The 16,296-nt window shown below is 64.4% G+C and carries 13 protein-coding genes; 2 read left to right on the forward strand and 11 right to left on the reverse strand.

Going from position 1 to position 16,296, the window contains the following annotated elements:
* Positions 1-13: 13 nt before the first annotated feature.
* The 9 genes from fliE to ACA097_RS04645 form a co-directional block, all read right to left on the reverse strand.
* Positions 14-349 carry a flagellar hook-basal body complex protein FliE gene (gene fliE, locus ACA097_RS04605; RefSeq protein ID WP_043250649.1) on the reverse strand — a complete coding sequence of 112 codons (336 nt, stop codon included), beginning with the start codon at positions 347-349 and terminating at the stop codon, positions 14-16.
* 194 nt (positions 350-543) lie between these two features.
* Positions 544-1,968 (reverse strand): sigma-54-dependent response regulator transcription factor FleR, encoded by a 1,425-nt coding sequence (gene fleR, locus ACA097_RS04610; RefSeq protein ID WP_371368788.1) that lies wholly within the window; start codon positions 1,966-1,968, stop codon positions 544-546.
* Between the two features lie 4 nt (positions 1,969-1,972).
* Positions 1,973-3,178, reverse strand: a complete 1,206-nt coding sequence (locus tag ACA097_RS04615) for a PAS domain-containing sensor histidine kinase (RefSeq protein WP_043257051.1) — start codon at positions 3,176-3,178, stop codon at positions 1,973-1,975.
* A gap of 123 nt (positions 3,179-3,301) precedes the next feature.
* A complete protein-coding gene (locus ACA097_RS04620; protein ID WP_043250644.1) occupies positions 3,302-4,777 on the reverse strand; it encodes a sigma-54 dependent transcriptional regulator in 1,476 nt (491 codons plus the stop codon).
* 226 nt (positions 4,778-5,003) lie between these two features.
* Positions 5,004-5,300: a hypothetical protein gene (locus ACA097_RS04625; protein ID WP_043250641.1), complete on the reverse strand. Its 297-nt coding sequence runs from the start codon at positions 5,298-5,300 to the stop codon at positions 5,004-5,006.
* A gap of 26 nt (positions 5,301-5,326) precedes the next feature.
* The gene (gene fliS / locus ACA097_RS04630) at positions 5,327-5,707 is read right to left on the reverse strand and encodes a flagellar export chaperone FliS (RefSeq protein ID WP_043250639.1); all 381 of its coding nucleotides are present in this window, start codon (positions 5,705-5,707) and stop codon (positions 5,327-5,329) included.
* 132 nt (positions 5,708-5,839) lie between these two features.
* Entirely contained in the window at positions 5,840-7,240 is a 1,401-nt protein-coding gene (fliD, locus tag ACA097_RS04635; protein ID WP_371368791.1) for a flagellar filament capping protein FliD, read from the reverse strand.
* A gap of 84 nt (positions 7,241-7,324) precedes the next feature.
* Positions 7,325-7,675: a flagellar protein FlaG gene (locus ACA097_RS04640; protein WP_043250635.1), complete on the reverse strand. Its 351-nt coding sequence runs from the start codon at positions 7,673-7,675 to the stop codon at positions 7,325-7,327.
* A gap of 78 nt (positions 7,676-7,753) precedes the next feature.
* Positions 7,754-8,896: a flagellin gene (locus tag ACA097_RS04645; protein ID WP_043250633.1), complete on the reverse strand. Its 1,143-nt coding sequence runs from the start codon at positions 8,894-8,896 to the stop codon at positions 7,754-7,756.
* A gap of 216 nt (positions 8,897-9,112) precedes the next feature.
* Here ACA097_RS04645 and ACA097_RS04650 point away from each other — a divergent pair, with 216 nt between their 5' ends.
* Positions 9,113-10,768 (forward strand): hypothetical protein, encoded by a 1,656-nt coding sequence (locus ACA097_RS04650; RefSeq protein WP_371368794.1) that lies wholly within the window; start codon positions 9,113-9,115, stop codon positions 10,766-10,768.
* Entirely contained in the window at positions 10,765-12,627 is a 1,863-nt protein-coding gene (locus ACA097_RS04655; protein WP_371368796.1) for an FkbM family methyltransferase, read from the forward strand. Before ACA097_RS04650 ends, ACA097_RS04655 begins: the two co-directional genes overlap by 4 nt.
* A 63-nt stretch (positions 12,628-12,690) precedes the next feature.
* On the opposite strand, the gene ACA097_RS04660 is transcribed toward ACA097_RS04655, so the two are convergent.
* Positions 12,691-14,280: a flagellar hook-associated protein 3 gene (locus ACA097_RS04660; RefSeq protein WP_371368798.1), complete on the reverse strand. Its 1,590-nt coding sequence runs from the start codon at positions 14,278-14,280 to the stop codon at positions 12,691-12,693.
* Positions 14,281-14,290: 10 nt separating this feature from the next.
* A complete protein-coding gene (gene flgK / locus ACA097_RS04665; protein WP_371368800.1) occupies positions 14,291-16,288 on the reverse strand; it encodes a flagellar hook-associated protein FlgK in 1,998 nt (665 codons plus the stop codon).
* Between the last annotated feature and the right edge of the window lie 8 nt (positions 16,289-16,296).

Consider the following 16,296-nt stretch of genomic DNA (forward strand, 5'->3'; position numbering starts at 1 on the left):
TCTACCCCGTGAATCAGATGGGCATCTGCATGATGTCCTGGTACGCCTGGACAACCTTGTTGCGTACCTGGGTCATGGCCTGGAAGGAAACGCTGGCCTTTTGCGATGCGATCATCACGTCGGTCAGGTCGACGTTGCTCTGGCCGACCTCGAAGGCATTGGCCAGGCTGCTGGCCGCCTGCTGGGTGGCGTTCACCTTGTTCACCGCCTGCCCGAGCATGTCGGAGAAGTTCGGCGCGCCTTCCACGGCAGCCGGTGCGGTTGCCACCGGCTTGGCCTTGGCCATGGCGTCCATCTGCATGGAACGCATTTCCAGCAGCAGGCGGTTGAACTCGATACCCTGACTCATTTCCCTTCCCCTCTACATCGGCTACGGCTTTTTGACGCCGGCATCGCTTTGCCAGAAGGAATTGCAACAAGGGTGCCAGATTTTCGAAGCGCCCGGATGGCGCGGCTTCCAGCTCTATTCGGAGGTTTAGGGACGCCTGCGCGCCAAGAAAGAGGCCCGCACGCGGCGGGCCTGAAAGGGGAAAGCGATGCTGCTTAGCTGGCGTACAGGTAGGCCTCGACATCCATGCCGGCGTCACGCATCTGCGCGAGCTTGTATCGCAACGTGCGCGGGCTGATGCCCAGGCGCTCGGCGGCCTCCTTGCGGCGGCCGCGCTCGCTGCGCAGGGTGTCGATGATCATCTGGAACTCGCGACGCTTGAGGTCCTCACCGAGCGCGCCGGCAATGTCCGCGACGGCCGGCGACGGAATTCCGGCGCTGCTCGGCACACTCGCCGGCGGCGGCGTCAAAGTCACCACCGACGCCATCACCGGCACCGGCCGATGACCGATGGGCGCAGTCAGGCACAGGTCGTGCGGCTGGATCTGGCCGCCCTGCTGCAGGATCAGCGCACGCTGGATGGCGTTGTCCAGCTCGCGCACGTTGCCCGGCCACGGGTGCTCCAGCAGCGCAGTGCGGGCCTCGGCCGACAGGGTCGTCGCAGCCATGTTCATCTTCTTCACGTACTTGGCCAGCAGGCGCTCGGCCAGCGGCAGGATGTCCGCCGGGCGTTCGCGCAACGAGCGCCAGGCCAGGGGGAACACCGAAAGGCGGTAGTACAGGTCTTCTCGGAAGCGCCCTGCCGCCACTTCACCGAGCAGGTCGCGGTTGGTGGTGGCGAGCACACGGATGTCCAGCTCGATCGGCTTACGCGCGCCTACCCGCTCCACCTCGCGCTCCTGCAGCACGCGCAGCAGCTTGGCCTGCAGCGCCAGGGGCATCTCGGAAATCTCGTCGAGCAGGATGGTGCCGCCGTCGGCCAGCTCGAACTTGCCCGGCTGCGCGGCGATGGCGCCGGTGAAGGCGCCCTTCTCGTGGCCGAACAGGGTGGCCTCGAGCATGTTGTCGGGAATGGCCGCGCAGTTGATGGCAATGAAAGGCTTGCCCGCACGCGGCGACTGCTGGTGGATGTAGCGCGCCAACACTTCCTTGCCGGTGCCGGACTCGCCGGAGATCAGCACCGTGGAATCGCTGCGCGCGACCCGTGCAGCCAGTTCCAGCAATTGCAGGCTGGCTGGCTCCACGGCCACCGGTCCCTCGCCTTCAGCGGCGATCGAACGGCCCAGGGCGTGGCGCCCCACCAGCTCCAGCAGCACCTTCGGCTCGAAGGGTTTGACCAGGTAATCGGCGGCGCCTTGACGCATGGCGTCCACAGCGCGATCCACCGCGCCGTACGCGGTCATCAGCAGCACCGGCAGTTGCGGGTAGCGTGCGCGGATCAGGCCGAGCAGCTGGTGACCGTCCATGCCTGGCATGTTCACGTCGCTGATCACCAGGCCGAAGCCTTCGCGCTGCAGCGCGACCAGCGCCGCCTCGGCACAATCCACCGCGGTGAAGTCGCAGCCGCCGAGCAGCAGGGTATCGGAGAGCGCCTCGCGCAGCGCGCGATCATCTTCGACGAGCAGAATTTTGGCGGACATGCGGTTATTCCTTGTGTTCGCGAACGGCCGCCGCGATCAGCGGCAGGTCGAGGATGGCGCAGGTGCCGCGGCCGGGCCGCGAGCGCAGCTGCAGCGCGCCCTGGTGGGCCTTGGCAACGGCCTTGACCACCGCCACGCCGAGGCCGGTGCCGGTGTTCTTGGTGGTGAAGAAAGGCTCGCCCAGGCGCGCCAGGGTGCTGGCGTCCATGCCCGGGCCGCTGTCGCTGATCGCCAGGCGCAGGCAGTCGCCGCGGGCGAACAGGTGCACCTTGAGGCGCACATTGCTGCCGCCTGCCTGGATGGCGTTGTGCAGCAGGTTGAGCACGCTGCCGACCAGGGTGTCGCGATTGCACAGCAACTCGCCGTGGCGGGCGTCGCACTGCCAGCGCAGTTGCAGGCCGGCGACATGAGGGTCGGCGGCGGCGCGCAGGCTGGCGAAGAGTTCAGAGGGGCTCAGGCGGTCCGGCAGCGGCAGTTCGCCACGGGCGAACACCAGCATGTCGCGCACCTGGTTTTCCAGTTCGTGCAGGCGCTCCTTGAGGCGCCCGGCGAAACGCTGTTGCTGTTCCAGCGGCAGCTCGTGCTCGCTCAGGTGGCTGGCATAGAGCATGGCGGCAGACAGCGGCGTGCGGATCTGGTGGGCCAGCGAAGCGACCATCCGCCCCAGCGCGGACAGGCGTTCGTGACGCGCCAGCTGATCCTGCAGGCGACGGGTTTCAGTCAGGTCGTTGAGCAGCACCAATTGCCCGGGCTCGCCGTCGAGCGAGCGGGTGGCGATGGACAGGCGGCGTCCGTCGCGCAGGGAAATCTCGTGGCCGTCGTCCTTGCGCGGGGCGAAGCAGCGCGCGATGACCTGGCGCCAGAGCATGCCTATGAGTGGTTGGCCGAGGAAACCGATCGCCGCCGGGTTGGCCTCGCGCACCACACCCTGGCCGTCGATGACGATGACGCCGCCGGGCAGCAGGTCGAGCAGGCTTTGCAGCTGGTTGGCCAGGCGCTCCTTCTCGGCGAGTTCCTGCATGCGCTGGGCGCTGACCAGGGCGAGCTGGCCCTTCAGCTCGCTGACGCGCGCTTCCAGCATGCTGTAGGACTGGCTGAGCTGGTTGCCCATCTGGTTGAACAGGGCGAAGGCCTGTTCCAGATTGGCACGGCTGCTCTCCTCCATGCTTTCGCTGGAGGTCGGCTCGGACTGCTGGGATACGGCTTGCATCATGCGGCTCTCTCTTCCACCCGACGTCATCGAAGCGTCGGCTGGAAGAGTCTTAGCAAACCGCGTGCCTAAAATTTATTCCTTTATTTTCAGGCACTTAAGAAATAGAGCATGGCGAAGGCGTCAATCCTCCGCCATTTCCTCCTCGCGCCGGCTCATGCCGTACTTGCGCATTTTCTCCACCAGGGTGGTGCGGCGGATGCGCAAACGCTCGGCGGCACGGGCGACTACGCCGTTGGCATCGTCCAGCGCCTGCTGGATCAGCCCCTGCTCGAGGTTGGCCAGGTAGTCCTTGAGGTCGATGCCCTCTGCCGGCAGCATCGCCGGCGAATCCAGGCCGGGCAGACCGGCGGTGATGGCCGCACGCTCTTCCAGCTCCTCGCGCAGGCTGGTGGCCAGATCCTCGTCCTCGTCGTCGACGTGACGGAATTTCTTCGGCAGCTCGCCGACGCCGATCACCCCATAGGGATGCATGATCGCCAGGCGCTCGACCAGGTTGGCCAGCTCGCGCACGTTGCCCGGCCAGTCGTGACGGCAGAGCGACATGATGGCGGCGGAGTTGAAACGGATCGAGCCGCGTTTCTCGTGCTCCATGCGCGAGATCAGCTCGTTCATCAGCAGCGGGATGTCTTCCACGCGCTCGCGCAGCGGCGCCATCTCGATGGGGAAGACGTTCAGGCGGTAGTACAGGTCCTCGCGGAAACTGCCGCCCTCGATCATCTTTTCCAGGTTCTTGTGGGTCGCGGCGATGATGCGCACGTCGACGTTCTGCGTCTTGTTGCTGCCCACGCGTTCGAAGGTGCGCTCCTGCAGCACGCGCAGCAGCTTGACCTGCATCGGCAGCGGCATGTCGCCGATCTCGTCGAGGAACAGGGTGCCGCCGTTGGCCAGCTCGAAGCGGCCGGCGCGGGTCGTGATGGCGCCGGTGAAGGCGCCCTTCTCATGACCGAAGAGTTCGCTTTCCAGCAGCTCCGCCGGGATCGCCCCGCAGTTCACCGGGACGAAAGGCGCGTCGCGGCGCTTGGAGTGGTAGTGCAGGTTGCGCGCCACCACTTCCTTGCCGGTGCCGGACTCGCCGAGGATTAGCACGCTGGCGTCGGTATCGGCGACCTGTTGCATCATCTGCCGAACCTGCTGGATCGCGCGGCTGGTGCCGACCAGGCTGCGGAACAGGTTGGGCTCGCGCTGGCGGCCACGCTCGCGCGCCTGGTCGTACATCTCGCGATAGACCTGGGCACGGTGCAGGGAGTCGAGCAGCTTGTTGTAGCTGGGCGGCATTTCCAGGCTGGCCAGCACGCGGCGGCGCAGCTCTTCCGGCCAGTCCGTCGGCGCCGGTTCGCCGATCAGCAGCACCGGCAGGTATTCGTCCCAGGCGGCGAGCTGCTTGAGCAGCTCCAGCGCCCCACCCTTGTTTTCGATGTTGCCGACCAGCACGCAGAGCACGTCGCGGCTGCCATTGGGCAACGGATCGACGGTCAGGCGCCAGTCACGGCTGCGGCAGGACAGCTGGTCCTCGCCAAGGAAGTTGAGGATGACCGAGAGTTCGTGGCAACGCTCGGCGTTGTCGTCAATCAGCAGGATCTTGGTTTCACGCCACATGTTGCTCTTATCTTCCGATGGCTTGGAGGGCCGATGACCGGCGACTGGAAGGGAAAGGCAGAAACGAACTGCCATCAACTGGCCACTAGTAAAGTCAAAAATGTGGCAGCAGTCAAATTAATGGCGTGTTTTTCTCGTTGTTTCCGACGAAGAAGAACTTACTCGCTCGGCTGCGCGGCGGCAATGTCGGAAAGAAGGGCCGCGCCGAACGGGCGACCCGACCGGATCAACCGAACAGCTGGTAGACCTTCGCGCCCTTGTGCGAACGGTTCACCCGAATGATTTCCTCGGCGACGTTCTCGCGCTGCCGCGTGACTTCCTGGACCAGCTGGCGATAGAGCATCAGCAAGCCTTCGAGGCTGCGCTTGAGGTCGCTGTCATCATCCATCGGCTCGAGCATGGCGGCGTCGACATGCTGGCGGCACTCCAGGTCGAGCCGTGCGACGGCTTCCCAGTCCTGATCGGCCAGTGCGGTGCCCAGGGCAGCGCGGGTCTGTTCGATTCGCTCGACGGCGAGGGTCATGGTCGGTATCTCCTGGCGGTCCGTCGTTATTGGGCGACAGCGTCCCAGCCTTCCTTAAGGGTACGCAGCAGGCCGGAGACCTCATCGAGGATTTCCACGTCGTTGCTGCGGTTGGCCTCGCCCAGGCGACGGCTCATGTAGTCGTAGAGATTGGCATAGTTGTGCGCCAGCTCACCACCGACTTCGAAATTCAGCGCTTCGCGCAGGCCGCCGATGATAGCGACGGTCTTGGCGATCAGCATGCCCTTCTGCGCGAACTCTTCGCGCTCCATGGAGCCCCTGGCCTGGGCGATACGGCTCAGGCCACCTTCCATCAGCATCTGGATCAGACGATGAGGCGAAGCGTCGTGCACCGCGGACTGGGTGTTGACGTTCTGGTACTGGCGCAGCGCAGCCATGGCATTCATGCGATATCCCCTTGATTCCTTGAACGATCAGATCGTTGGTATCCAGGGTATCGGCGATGTTACGGGAATCTTTAGGAGGAAAGCGGCTGGAATGCGACTTGCGCCATTCCAGCCGTTCGAAGGGAAGCCGGATCAGCTGCTGGAGCTGTTCTTGTTGTTCAGCGCGTTCAGCGTGGTCAGCACGCTGCTGCTGGTGGACTTGAGCTGGGCGACCAGGCTGTCCATGGCGTTGTACTTGGCCATCAGCGTGGTGTTCAGCTTGTCCATGCGGTTATCCAGCGTGGTTTGCTGGGTCGCAAGGTCGCTCAGGGTCTGGTTCAGGTTCGAAGTGCGCTGATCGAGCAGGCCGTTGCTCTGCGTGTAGCTCTTCAGGCTGCTGGTCATGCGATCGAGCAGGCCGCCGCTGCCGGTAAAGAAGCCCTGCACCGAGGCGAAGTTGTTGTTCAGCGCCTTGTCCAGCTTGGTGTCATCGATATCGAGGGTGCCATCGTTCTGCGTGGCAATGCCCAGTTGCGAGAGCAGCTTGATGGTCCCGCCACTTGCCGAAGTACCCACCAGCTGGTCGCGCAGGCCGCTTACCAGGTTACGGGTCATGGCGTCGCCTGCCAGGGCCGCAGCCGAGGTAGTGGCGTTGCCGCTGCTGTCGGTGGTGTTGGTGACCTTGGTCAGCGAGTTGATCGAAGTCGTCAGCGCGTTATAGGCGTCGACGAAGGACTGGATCGAGGTCTTCAGACCGTCCTTGTTGGTGTCGACGGTTACCGTCGATTTACCGGCAGAGACCAGGTCGAACTCCACACCGCTGATTGCGCTGGTGATGGTATTGGTGCTGCTGGACATCTGCAGCCCGTCGATGGTGTACGACGCATTGGCGGCCGGCGCGGAGACATAGCCACCGGCAGTTGCCGAGGCCTGGGTGCCGGAGCCGTCGATGTTGAGCACGTTCAGGCTGCTGTCGCCCGACGCGGCAATGCTGATGTCGCTGCCCGCCCCCGTGGTGCTGGAGCTGAGCACCAGGCGCGGGCCGGTGGAGTCGGTAATGATGTTGGCGGTGATGCCGCTGGACTTCAGCTGGGTGTTGATGCTGTCGCGAATGGTCGACAGGCTGGAGCCGTCTGCAACGTTGACGTTGTAGGTGCTGCTGCCCTGGGTGATCTTCAGGCTGCCGGCGCCGAAGCTGGTCGAGGCACCGACATACTGGGTGGCAACCTTGGAGCTGGTGGCCAGGCTGGTGACGTTGATCGCGTAGGTGCCCGCCGCAGCGCCGGTGCCAAGCTTGGCGGTCAGCACGTCGGTCGACGAGGATTTGACGGCCAGGCCGGCGAAGGAACTCGAATCGTTGAGCTTCTCCAGGGCGGTCTGGAAGGTCGACAGCGCACTCTTCAGGCTGCCGAGCGCCGAGAGCTGGGTATTGGCCTTGGTCTGCTGAGTGGTGATCTGACTCTGCTTCGGAGCCTTCTGGGCGTTGACCAGCGACGACACGATCGAGTCGATGTCGTACCCGGAGCCCACCCCATTGATTGAAGTCCCAGCCATCTCAGCACTCTCCTATCCAAAATCCCGGCGGTTTTTCGTCACCGCGTTCGCTGTTCCGGTCTCATTCAAGTTTCGCGCCAGCTTTCAGGCACGCTCGAACAACAGGTTGCCGGACTCCTTCAGACTCTCCGCCAACTTGAGTGCGACCTCGGACGGAATCTGCCGGATCAGCTCGCCGGTATCGGAGGCTACCACCTTGACCACGGTTTCACCGCTGGCTTCATCCACCGAAAACTCCAGGTTGCGCTGCACGCTCTGGGCGTGATCCTGCAACTGGCGTACGGCTTCGCCCAGGTCGGACGGTTTGGCGGCAGGCGAATTCTTGTCGTCCTGCGGCAAGGCGTTGCCGCTCGAGGCAGCGCTGGTCGACCGGCCTGCGGTGAATCCGACGGTGTCGACGGAGCCCAGAGTCGTGATGCGGATGTTCGTATCCATCTGGCTTTACCCTCCACACGCAAAGCAAGGAAGGGCGCCGAGCGCCCTTCCCCCATTTTCTGCCTTCAGGCGCCCCTGTTACTGGAGCAGCTTCAGCACGCCGGACGGCAGCTGGTTGGCCTGGGCCAGCACCGCGGTGGCGGCCTGTTGCAGGGTCTGCTGCTTGGTCATTTCGGCGGTTTCCGAGGCGAAGTCCACGTCCTGGATGGTGCTACGTGCGGCAGTGGCGTTCTGCGACACGTTCTGCAGGTTGGAGATGGTGCTGTCCAGGCGGTTTTCCACGGCACCCAGGGCGGAGCGTTGGGTGTCGATCTGCTTCAGCGCGGCGTCGATCACCTGGGTAGCGGACTGGGCACCCTTGGAAGTGGTGATGTCCAGCTGCTGAACGGTGAAGGACGACGGAACGGTGTTGGTGCTGCTGGCGGTCGCCGCAGTGGCACCGCTACCAGCACTGACGATTACGGTGCTACCGGAGTGCAGGATGATCTTGGTGCCAGTGCTGTCGGTGGTGGCAGTCACACCGCTGACGTTGGTGTTGATCGCGCTGATGATGTCCTTGGTGGTCGACCCCTTGGCGATGTTCACGGTGGTGCCGTCGATTTTCATGGTACCGGCAGTTGCGGTCACGGCGTTGGCCGAGGCCAGGGCGGTGGTCAGGGTTACGTTGACCGAAGCCAGGGAGGACGAACCTTTCAGGGCCGAAGCGCCCATGTCGCCGAGGCTGAAGCTGATGGTTTCGTTGGCGTTGGCGCCGACCTGGAAGGTCATGGTGCCGTTGGTGCCGGCGGTGCCGTCGAGCAGCTTGATACCGGAAGTACCGCCACCGAAGGTGGTGGTCTTGGAGATACGGGTCAGTTCAGCGGTCAGCGACTTGAACTCCTGGTTCAGGGAAGCCTGGTCTTCGGAGCTGTTCGAGCCGTTGGCCGACTGCAGGGACAGTTCACGCATACGCTGCAGGATGTTGGTGGACTCCTGCAGGGCGCCTTCGGCGGCCTGGGCGATGGAGTTGGCGTCCTGGGCGTTCTTCACCGCCACATCGAGGCCTTTGACCTGGCTGGTCAGACGGTTGGAAATCTGCGAGCCGGCGGCATCGTCCTTGGCGCTGTTGATACGCAGGCCGGTGGACAGGCGGGTCATCGAGTTCGACAGCGAGTTGGCAGCCTTGCTCAGGTTCTTCTGAACGGACAGCGAAGCGATGTTGGTATTAACAGTAAGAGCCATGACGAGATCCTCGTAATTTGGGCAACTGTGGCTCCCAGCCTTGGCAACCGCCCGAAGTGGCCTGGAGAACCTTCGTTAGGGTTATCGTCGGGACGCGGCTGGCCTTTAGCCCTTTTTCAAATTTTTTTTCCATCCCTCTTGCAAAGCGGCGCTGGCCCCCTTCTTGCAACCCTCCTGCATCCCGTCAAGGCAACGTCACTTCAAGGTAAAGGCTCCATGCAGACACCGACCCTCCAGGCCCAGGTCCAGCGTATAGCGCAGGCGCTGGGCGAAGCCGAACGGACCGGGGACGAGGAAGCCAAGATTCCTCTATATCGCCAGTTGCTGAAGCTGCTGCCCGACCTCGCGCTGGCCCACGCCCACCTTGCCGCCCTGCTGCTCGAGCGTGATCGCGAAGACGAGGCGCTACCGCACGTGGAGCACGCACTGGCATTGCCTCAGGACGACCAGGTAGACAGCCTGCTGTTCGACGAATTGGCCAAGCGCCCGCGTTTCAATGGCCACCTGGTGAAGGCACAGCAGTGGTACGACGCCAAGCCGAACCTCTGGCGCTTCAAGCTGCTGCTGGCTGCGCTGAATCGCATCGAAGCCCACGCCGACGCCGAGCAGCTGATTCTCAGGACCCTGGAGCAGCCGCTGCCGTCCTCCGAGCAGACCCAGGTTCTGAACCTGCTGGCCCAGCTCTACTACAACACCGGGCGCTTCCACGAGAGCGTCGCCTGCTGCCAGCTCGGCCTGGAACAGGCGCCGGACAGCGTGCCGTTGAATTTCAACTACGCAGTCGCCCAAGAACAGGTCGCACGCTATAGGGAAGCCTTCGAGGCCTATGCCAAGGTCCTGCGCCTGGACCCCGAACACGTCGCCACCCACAACAACCTGGCCTTGCTGATGCTGCGCCTGGGCGAGTTCGAGCAGGGCTGGCAGCAATACGAGTGGCGTTGGGCCGAGGTGCAGAAGGAGCACAACCAGTTCTTCAGCATTCCGCGCTGGCAAGGCGAGCCCCTGGAAGGCAAGACATTGCTGGTCTGGGCGGAACAGGGCATTGGCGACCACATCATGTTCGCCAGCATGCTCGAAGAGCTGACCAAGCTGGGCGGCACCATCCACTACGAAATCTACGAGCGCCTGGATGCCCTCTTCAGCCGCAGCTTCCCCTCGGTCCAGTTCGTTCGCCGCGAACTGCAGGGCACCGCAAAGGATGGCGCCCAAGTCATGCATCGGCAGACCTGGCCGAGAAGCGATTATCAGATTCCCATGGGCAGCCTTCCCGCACTGCTGCGACCCAGCCTGGAAAGCTTCCCGCGGCAGCCGCACTACCTGCAGGCCGACCCGGCCATGGCCGCCGAACTCCGCCAGGACTACCAGCAGCGCTTCCCCGGCAAGCGCCTGATCGGCGTTTCCTGGCGCGGCGGCACCAGCGTCTCGAACGAGAAGCAAAGCCGGATCATCCCAATCCCAAGTCTGGCGATCCTTGCGGCGCAGCCCGATGTGCAACTGGTCAACCTGCAATACGGCGACACCAGCACCGAGCGCGAAAGAGCCCGCGAGAACGGTTTCGAGATCCATCACGACGAGAGCGTCAACCCGCTGCACGACATGGACCGCCAGGCGGCCCAGATCGCGGCCCTGGACGCCGTGGTGAGCATCGACAACACCACCGTGCACCTGGCGGGCGCGCTTGGCGTGCCGGCCTATGCCCTGCTCCCGCTGAATCCGAACTGGCGCTGGGGGCTGGAGGAAGGCCCCAGCTACTGGTATCCGAGCGTGCGGCGGGTACGTAACCACAAACTGAACGAATGGGACGATGTCCTGACTCGAGTGGCCGGGCAATTGCGCGGCGACGGCATTCTCCAAGAAGGATCAATCGCATGAAGTGCTGCGTCATCATCCCGGTCGGACCGGGACACCTGGAACTCGCCCAACGCGCCGCAGCCTCCGTGGAGCGCGCCAAGGCACAGGGCACCGGAGCCTTCGATGACATCGAGATCCTGATCCAGGACGACAGCCAGGGCCTGGGCCGCTCGCGGGCGCGCAATCTTGCCGTCGCCGCGGCCGGCGAGAAAGGCGCCGACTGGCTGTTCTTCCTCGACGCCGACGACCTGATGGTCGAAAGCGCCTTCCTCGAAGTGGCTGACCTGCTCCAGGAGCAGGACGGCATCTGGGGCGCGATCTACGTCGCCGACCTGCAATCGCAGCAGGCACAACGGCGGCCGCAGCAGATCAGTCCGCTGACGACCCTCGAACAGCTGTTGCTCAACGACCCTTACCTGACCCTGCAAATGGGTCACTTCGTCCGCCAGGAAGTCGCAGCCGCCTACCCGTTCGACACGGAGATGGATACCGGCGAGGACTTCGATTACTACCTGCGCGTGTGGAAGGAAAATCGCTGCATCAAGATCGACCGGCCGCTGTTCCTCAATGTCCGCGGCCAGCACTCCACCGGGCCGCGCTCGGCCACCGGCACCGACTGGCGCAACGCGATCAACCGGGTGTTCAGCGACTTCTGCCGCGACAACGACGTCATCGCCAGCGTGCCTTTCGGCGGGCAGCAGGTGCACTTCCGCCTCGGCAATACCCTGGACCTGATCCAGAACCAGCTCGCCCGCGAGCATTTCTTCGAGGTCGCGGAACTCTCCGAGACCCTGCTCTGCCTGCCGAAACAGGCGCGGATACTGGACGTGGGCAGCAACATCGGCAACCACGCCCTGTTCTTCGCCTGCATCGGCGAAGCGGCGGAGATCCACTGCTTCGAGCCGGCCGAGCACATCGCCGAGCAATTGGAAGTGAACTTCCGCATCAACGAGATCGAACCGTCACGCTACGGCATCCATCGTCTTGGCATCGGCGCCAGCAGTGGCCGCGCGAGCCTCGACCGGATCGACACGAGCAACCTCGGCGCCACCAGCCTGAAGAACGACGAACACGGTCAGATCGAAGTCGAGACCCTGGACCGGCTGTTCCCGGATGCCGACATCGACCTGCTGAAGATCGACGTGGAAGGCATGGAGCTGGAAGTCCTGGCCGGCGCCCAGGCGCTCATCCAGCGTGCCCGACCGCTGCTGCTGATCGAGATCGCCAACGCCAACAAGTCGCCGTTCCTGGCCTGGGTCGCGCACAACGGCTACCGCGTGCATCGCGTGTTCGAACTGGTCAACGCATCCAACTACCTGCTGCTGCCGCTGCAGGAGCGCAAAGGATTCTACGAGCGTGGAGTCGCTGCACACCGCGAGTGGAAATCACGCGTACCGCTGGTTCCCGGGCAAGCGCCCTGCGGATGGTCGATTCCGGACTACCTGCAGGCTTACCTGGGTGACGCCCCGACCCTGGAGCTGCGCGTCGCCGACGGCCGCCTGCTGGCCCACGACCTGCAACGCGGGCTCGACATCGAGCTCGGCAACGACGCCCTGGCCGATCTTTCGCGGCGCTTCCCGACCGCGAACCTGGTGCTGGGCGACATCCTCGGCCGCCTCAACGACGAACAGTTCAGCGCCGTGCTCGCGAGCCTCGGCGGACACCGAGGCGACCTGCTGCTGCTGGACATCATGGATGCTCGCTGGAACCTGTCCCACGACCAGGCCGGCCGCTACCGCGACGCCGAGTGGTACCTGGGCCAGGCCAACCGCCACGGGTTCCTGCTGCACGACCACCAGAAGTTGCCGCACAAGGCGGCCCTGGGCCTGCACGAGCAGCTCGACAACCGCCTCACCCTCCTCCGCCTGAAGAAAGCCTGACCCTCAGGCCAATGAAAAAGGGGATGCCGATGGCATCCCCTTTTTCATGTCCGCTGGAAAACCTCAGAGCTTGTTGAACAGGCTCAGTTGGCTGATTCTCGCGAACGCTGCCTGCGCGGCCTCCAGCATGGTCTGCTGCAGCACCAGCTGCGAGGTGGCCGAGGCCATGTCGGTATCGCGGATCGACGACTGCGTGGTGGTGTTGGTCAGGCTCAGGCTCTGGTTCTCCTGGCCGAGCAGGTCGATGGTGTTCAGCCGCGAGCCGATCGACGACTGGGTGCTGAGCACCTGGTTCATGCCGTTGTCGATGTTGCTCACGGCGCTGGCGACCATGTCGCGAATGGCCAGTTGGGCCTGGGGGTTGTTGGTGGTCGAGGTATCCAGCGCCTTGCGCAGGTCGCCCAGGGTATTGAGGATGTTCTGCCGTTCCGGCGAGGTGGCGGTGATGCTGAACTGGTCGCCAGTGTTCGGCGCCGCGCTGATCGACAGGTCGACCCCGCCGACGGTGATGGTCTGCGGGAAAGTGGCGCCAAGGCTTCCGCTGGTCATCGGCGTGGCGCTGGAGCTGGTCGGCAGCGCGTAGACATCGTAGGTCGTGGCACTGGTGAACTTCAGCTGCACACCACCATTGGGGAACTGAGTGTTGTAGGCCGTGGTGTTGCTGACCGTGGCGCTGGTGATCTGCGCGGCCGAGGTGTTCGACGCGTTGCGCTTGATCGCCATGGCATCGGGTGCGGTACCGAAGCTGAAGCTGTAGCCGCCGACCAGGGTGTTCATCTGGGTGGGATCGTCGCCCTTGGCCAGCGACACGTCGAGCTGGAACTGCGAGCCGCGGAACAGGATGGTGTTGCTGTCGCTGGAGGTCGCGTCGAAGGTGCCATTGGTATTGGCCTCGGCGGTGACGTCGTTGCCGCCACTGTCGAGGATCTGGTACTGCGTCCCGCTGAGCACCTTCAAGGTGTAGGGCGCGCCGCTACGGAAGTCGGCGTTGTAGCTGGTGTTGTCGGTCACCGTGCCCTGCGAGAGGAACGCTCGCTGCACGCCGTCGGCGTTCGGGTTGGTGGTCAGCGAGCTGGTGGTGCGACTGGCGTTGGCGGCCATCTCGAAGATGCCCCAGCCACTGTCTCTGATCGGCATCAGCAGGTTGTCGGACACCTGCAGGTCCAGCGCGCTCTGGTCGCCCTGGTAGCTGTAGCTTCCGTCGGCGTTCTGCACGAAGGGCTGCACAGTGCTCTTGCTGCCGGAGAACAGGTAGTTGCCGCTGGCGTCCTTGCTGTTCATCAGGGTGAGCAGCTGGTTCTGGATCTGCCCAAGCTCGTCGCTCAGCGCGCCGCGGTCCTCGTCGGTCAGGGAGCCGTCGCCAGCCGACAGCGTCAGTTCGCGGGCGCGCTGCAGGGCGCTGTTGATCGAATCGAGAACGCTCTGTTCCTGGTTCAGGCTGTTGGTCGCGGTGGTCATGTTGCCGCTGTACTGGGTCAGCAGCGCCTGCTGCTGTTGCAGTTGCAGCAAGCGCGCGGCGCCGACCGGGTCGTCCGCCGGCGTCTGGATGCGCACGCCGCTGGAAATCTGTTCCTGGGTCTTGGCGATGCTGGCGTAGCCGCGTTGGTAGCCGTCGATGTTGGAGTTGAAGATCTGCGGGGTGGAAATACGCATCACGGCCGCCTCAGATGTTGTTGATCAGGGTGTCGAAGAGCGTCTGCGCAGTCTTGATGATCTGCGCGGAGGCCGTGTAGTACTGCTGGAACTTCACCAGGTTCGCCGCTTCCTCGTCGAGGTTCACCGCCGACAGCGAGTCGCGGTTGCTTTGCGACTGGGTCAGCACCGCGTCGGTCGCCGTGGCATCGAGCTTCGCCTGGTTGGCCGTGGCGCCGACGTTCTCGGTAAGGCTGGCGTAGGCACCGGTGAGGCTCATGCCACTGCCGCTGCCCGTGCCGCTGCCGACCGTCTTGGTGCTCTGCAGGTCGATGAGTTTCTGGCCGTTGGTCTTGTCGGCATCGCCATTGGCGTTGAAAGCCAGGGTGAAGCTGTCGTTCTGTCCCGGATAGCCAGCGATGGTGGTCTGCAGGCTGAACGCCGGCGGGCCGGCCAGGTTCACGGCAATGTCGTTGCTCTGCCCCGGCACGATGCTGCCGGTGCCCAGGGAGTTGCCCGCCGAATCGTAGACGGTATAGCCCTGGGTGCCGCCGCTGGCGGCGTCGAACACCAGCTTGACCGGCAGGCCGGCCTGGATGGCCGCCGGCAGCGTGGCGCTGTTGCTGGCGTCGAGCTGCGTGGTGAGGCTGGTGCCGCTGATGACGCCGCTGCCGATATTGCCGGTGGTGGTGGAACCGACCACGGGCGCGGCGAAGGCCAGGCGGTTGGCATCTGTCATGGTGACGCCGATGTCGGAGGCGGCGGTGCGCGTCGGGATCACCGTGAAGCGGTCGCCTGCCTGGATGGTGCCGACGCTCTGCTGGCTCAGGCTGAAGCCGTCGAAATCCTTCGGCGGGCTGTCGGTGAGGTCGCCGGTACCCATCGACTGGCCGTCGGACAGACGACGCACCGAATACCCGGTGGCCGAAGTGAAGGTCACTTCGTAGTCGCTGGTGGTCAGGGCGCTGCTGTCGTCGATGCTGACGTTCAGGTTGCCGGTGCCGACGTTGTGCGCGTTGGCCAGGCTGCGGTTGCCGATCACGCTCGGGTCGTTGATGTCCTTGAACAGTTCGGCGCCGAAATTGCCGTTGAGGTCCAGGCCCTGGCCCAGCTGGCTGTTGAAGGTATCGGCGAGCACCACCGCCATGCGCCCCAGTTCGTTCTGGGTGGTGTCCAGCACATCGGTGCGATAGCGCAGCAGGCCGCCCATCTGGCCACCGGTGACCACCGAGGTGACATCGACATCGACGCTGCCGCTGGTCAGGGTCAGGCTGTCCTGCGACGGGTTGTTGGCGCTGGGGCCGGCGCTGAGGGTCGAGGCGTTGCTGCCGACCACCAGCGGTTGCCCGGAACCGAGGTAGAGGTTGTAGGCACTGCCCTGCTGCACGACGCTCACGCCGACCATGCTCGACAGCTGCACCACCGCCTGGTCGCGCTTGTCCAGAAGGTCGTTGACGCTGGCGCCGCTGGCCGAGGCCGCGGTGATCGCCTGGTTGTAGCCGGCAATGGTCTTGGCGAGGTCAGTGACCTGCCCGGCCAGGCTTTCCATCTGCGTATTGACGTAGCTGTTCTGCGTGCCGAGCTGGGTGGAGATGGAGTTGAAACGCTGCGCCAGGTTTTTCGCCTGGGTCAGCACCAGGCCGCGCGAGGCCGCGTCGGTGGGCGTGGCGACGGCCGTCTGCAGCGAGGCGAAGAAATTCTGCATCACGGTCGACAGGCCGGTGGTGCTGTCCGAGAGCAAAGAGTCGACCTGGTTCACCTGGGTCAGGTAGGTCTGCGCATCGTTGTCCACCGCCGTGGCGCCGCGCAGCTGGTTGGCCAGGAACTGGCTGTAGAGGCGGCGAACGTCCTGCACCGTGGTACCGGTGCCGACGTAGTACTGGCCGGCGAACTGCGATGCCGAGGCGACCGGCACCGACTGCTGGCGCGTGTAGCCTTGGGTGTCGACGTTGGTGATGTTGTTGCCGGTGGTGGTCAGCGCCGTCTGCGAGGCGTTGAGGCCCGACAGGCCGATGGATAACAGGTTCATGGGCTTTC

The organism is Pseudomonas sp. QL9, from assembly GCF_041409665.1.
GTDB classification, from domain to species: Bacteria; Pseudomonadota; Gammaproteobacteria; order Pseudomonadales; family Pseudomonadaceae; genus Pseudomonas; species Pseudomonas knackmussii.